Origin of the sequence: Nocardioides oceani (genome assembly GCF_030412965.1) — a bacterium.
Lineage (GTDB): Bacteria > Actinomycetota > Actinomycetes > Propionibacteriales > Nocardioidaceae > Nocardioides > Nocardioides oceani.
Window position 1 is genome coordinate 1 of sequence record NZ_JAUHJQ010000038.1, and the last position, 2143, is coordinate 2143.

Consider the following 2143-nt stretch of genomic DNA (forward strand, 5'->3'; position numbering starts at 1 on the left):
GAGGTCTTTCGGGTGGCTGGCGTAGGAACCGCCATCTTCGAAAGACCTCGACCTCTATCCCGGCACCGACGCGCCGACCCCGGCCGCGTCGTCCGCTACACCCTCAACTGTGAAGAGCCCGTTAAGGTCTAGACTTTCGGCATGAAGATTCTCCTGATAAGGCACGGCCAGACCCCATCGAATCTCACCGGGGCTATCGACACGGTCTCTCCCGGCGCGCCCCTTACGGCTCTCGGAATCGCTCAGGCCTCGGCCCTCGGTCCGGCGCTGATGCACGAGGGGCTAGCAGCGGTCTACTGCTCGCCCCTCCTTCGAGCCAAATCCACCGCGGAGATATTGGCGCAGCATCTGGGGCTTGAGACACTGATTCACCCTGGCCTCGTTGAGATCAGCGGCGGTGATCTGGAGACGCGTGCCGATGATGACGCCACCCAGCGCTATATCGAGTGCATGCTGCGGTGGATGAACCGAGACCTATCTTTCAAGATTCCCGGCGGCGTCACCGGCGACGCGTTCCTAGACACCTACTCCGCTGCACTGACGTCGATCGCAGTGGAGCAGGGGGGCCGCGGTTCGGTGGCCGTGGTTACTCACGGAGCGTCCATGCGCGTTTTTCTTGCGCTTCGTGCCGGGCTCGGGGTTGATGACACTGAACGGATGTGGGCCGACAACACCGGTTTGGCCGTACTCGAGTCCGACGGTCTGAACGAGTGGATTCTTACTCAGTGGAAACCGGAGCCCCTCGGGGGGGCACACCTACGAGGAGAGGACAGCGAGAACATCCCGCCGTCAACTACGAAACTTTGACCGAGCGCAATCCTCCCCCCGCGGACTGCTCGCCGGTCAGACTATAGTTCCTGATCCGCTGTATCCTGGGAACACCGTGACGCTGGGTCCACCGCGCTGCGGACACTAGGGCCGGGGCCTTCTAGTCCCAGTGCCCCCACCTCAACTGTGGGCCACCGCGGACGGCTCCGGCCACTGGCGGACCGCGCCTCAACCATGACTACCCTCGGCGAAGGCGCCGTCTGCGCTCTCTCCCGTTTGCAGACGCTCCCCGTTCCGCCGTCGCCCGTCCTGTCGTTGAATTTGCGTCGCTGACTCCTTCAATGAAGCGGTCACGTCGCGAGAGGTCGAGGTGCCCCCCGAACGGAGCGGCGCCTGATCGACCTGCGTTCGCACGACGATACGTGTGCGATCTGGACGGAAGTAGTCCCTCGCGAACTCAATAGGCAGGCCATCGATGGCGTAAGAGGTGCGCGTGACCAATAGGAGCGCGCCGCCACAGTCGACACCGAGCAGCTCCGCCTGCTGCGGCGTTGCCTTGACCGGCTCGATCACTTCAACTGCAGAGTGGGGTGCTCGGTGGTACTCCTGTTCCATCACTCGATACAGGGAGTCCCCAAGATCGACATCGAGCATCTCGGGAAAGACCGCCGCCGGGAAGTACGTTTCCTCCAGCGTGATGGGGTCCCCGTTAGCGGAACGCACCCTCAGTATTTCGTGCACCTGATCGCCGCGCCGCAACTTCAGCGCGGCGCGGACGTCGGGGGCTGGGGCGCGGGTGAGCGCTTGCACGACCTGCGCGCCAGCCTCGACATGGGCCCGCCGCATCTGCTCGGTGAAACCCGGGAGTTCTGTGAGACTGAAGTCGAACTTGGGTTGAGCTATAAAATTCCCGCCGAAACGACCGCGCCGACGCTCAATCAAACCCTTGCTCTCGATCGAAGCGAGCGCCTGCCGCAGGGTCATTCGGCTGACCCCCAAAGCGGCAGCAATGTCGACCTCAGCCGGGAGTTTGTCCCCCGCATGCACACTGCGAGAAACGATCAGCCGCTCGAGCCAGTAGCCGATACGAGCATGCGCGGGGAGGTCACTCGGCCCACTGAGGACAGGAAAAGGGGCGAAGACCTCATCCTCCATCGCCAGCGCAGCCACACCCTAGAGTCTAGTCGTTTTCGGTGCTGGCCGAGAGATGGTCAGCAACCTCTTCACCCCCGCGGCGCTGACCACAGCAACGTCAGTGAGGTTCCCCCCGGACCGTAGAGGCATCGACAATGAGGATCGAGATGCCAGAGAAGCGGAAGAAGTACGACCGGGAGTTCCGTGAGGGAGCTGTCCGGATCGTCGAAGAGACCAACAA

At 63.0% G+C, this 2143-nt stretch carries 2 protein-coding genes; one reads left to right on the top strand and one right to left on the bottom strand.

What is annotated here, in order from left to right:
• Nucleotides 1-141: 141 nt before the first annotated feature.
• Nucleotides 142-807 carry a histidine phosphatase family protein gene (locus QWY28_RS23145; RefSeq protein WP_300955282.1) on the top strand — a complete coding sequence of 222 codons (666 nt, stop codon included), beginning with the start codon at nt 142-144 and terminating at the stop codon, nt 805-807.
• A gap of 189 nt (nt 808-996) precedes the next feature.
• Here QWY28_RS23145 and QWY28_RS23150 read toward each other — a convergent pair whose 3' ends face one another.
• Complete coding sequence (locus tag QWY28_RS23150; protein WP_300955283.1) at nt 997-1938, bottom strand: GntR family transcriptional regulator; 942 nt, start codon at nt 1936-1938, stop codon at nt 997-999.
• Nucleotides 1939-2143: the final 205 nt, after the last annotated feature.

Excerpts from the sequence above, each read along its gene's own strand:
- QWY28_RS23145 (WP_300955282.1), top strand. The coding sequence starts at position 142 with ATGAAGATTCTCCTGATAAGGCACGGCCAGACCCCATCGAATCTCACC.